The organism is Microbacterium sp. H6 (assembly GCF_003314775.1).
Taxonomy (GTDB): domain Bacteria; phylum Actinomycetota; class Actinomycetes; order Actinomycetales; family Microbacteriaceae; genus Microbacterium; species Microbacterium oxydans.
Genome location: NZ_QOAY01000217.1, coordinates 291 through 1,863, shown reverse-complemented (window position 1 = coordinate 1,863; position 1,573 = coordinate 291). Strand labels below are relative to the sequence as shown.

The following is a 1,573-nucleotide window of genomic DNA, read 5'->3' as shown; positions in this document are numbered from 1 at the left end:
GGGACCGCCGAAGGCCTGCTCCTGGTCGGCGAGGTTCTTGGTGCGTCGCACCCACCGCTCCACTGTCGTCAGCAGCTCCGGAAGCTGTTCCGGGAAGCTCTCTCCGAACTGTTCCTCCGCCCAGACGTGCGTGCCGTCCGGGTGGCGGGTTCTGCGCTCGGCGCGCCAGAGCCATGATGTCGGCACCCGGTCGGGGTCGTCCCAGCCGACGCCGGGCGCGTACTGCTCTTCGATCGCGAACCGTGTCCGTGAGTGTGCTTCCGGGTAGAACACGTAGTGCCCTGCTCCGAACGTCTCCGGGTCTTCCTCCAGCAGCGACACGGTGCCTTCGTACTTGCGCGCGATGCGGCGTAGCCCCTCGTCGAGCATCAGTATCGCCTGCGTCAGCCGCTCCTCGGCCTCGTTCTCGCTCATGACGCACCGCCCCGGCCGGTCTGCAAGTAGCGGGCGTCTGTCCGGAAGAGTTCGAGCTCAGCGGGGTGCAACTGGTGTTGCGTCACGAAGGATCTGTCCTTGATCCGCCACAGCCCTTGCCCGACGCCCAGTCCGGGCAGGAGTTTCTGCTCGGTTCCCGTCAGCCCGAGAGCCTGCGCGGTCGCGCCGAGCTGGTCGGATTCCTGCCGGTAGACGATCCGCGTCTCGGCGTTGGCGAGCAGCGAGTTCGCGAGGCTTCTCATGGCGGAGCCTTGATCGCCGACGTTGTCCAGGTCGGTGAGCTTGTGGAACAGCAGCATGTTGGCGATGCCGTAGTGCCTCGCGAGCCGCCAGTGTGCGTCCATCCGTTTCAGCAGCGCGGGGTGGGACATGAGCCGCCATGCCTCGTCGTAGATGACCCACCGCTGCCCGCCGTTGGGGTCCAGGAGCGCGGACTCCATCCATGCGGACGAGCAGGTCATCAGCACCGAGATCAGCGTGGAGTTCTCCGTGACACGGGATAGGTCGAGGGAGATCATCGGCAACGACGGGTCGAACCGCACCGTCGAGGGGCCGTCGAACAGCCCCGCAAGGTCACCGGCGACGAGGCGGCGCAGGGCGTGACCGACCAGGCGCCCGTCTTCGGCGAGACGTTCGTCGGCGTCGTGCCCCGGGTCGAGGATGCGGTCGACGATCATCGGAAGGATCGGGACGCTATTCGCTCGCACCGTCTCGGTGAGGGCGAGGTCGATCGCCGTGTGCTCCAGCGGCGTCAACGCTCGGGCCAGCACCGTCTCCGCGAGCGCGCCGATCAGGTCACGCCGCCGCGACGCGACGGTCGACGCCCATTGCTCATCCGAGAGCCCGCTGGGCCGGTGACCCTCATCAAGCGGGTTGAGGCGCGTCGACAGCCCGTGGCCGAGCACGACCGCCCGTCCGCCGACGGCTTCGGCCACGGCCGTGTGCTCGCCTTTGGGATCGCCCGGCACATACACACGCCGCCCGAACGGCAGGCTGCGCGTGTAGAGCGACTTCGCCAGCGACGACTTCCCGGAGCCGACGATCCCGGCCAGCACGATGTTCGGAGCGGTGATCAGCCCCCGCGCGTACAGCACCCACGGGTCGTAGACGAAGCTCCCGCCGGAGTAGAGGTCTTGGC

1 protein-coding gene and 1 pseudogene are annotated in these 1,573 nt (G+C 68.2%); both read right to left on the bottom strand.

Annotated elements, in window-relative coordinates:
* Positions 1 to 414: pseudogene (locus DSP71_RS14325) on the bottom strand (hypothetical protein); the annotation flags it as partial.
* Positions 411 to 1,573 (bottom strand): ATP-binding protein (locus tag DSP71_RS14320; protein WP_113681431.1); only part of this gene is annotated, 1,163 nt, incomplete at its 5' end. The pseudogene DSP71_RS14325 and the gene DSP71_RS14320, both read right to left, overlap by 4 nt.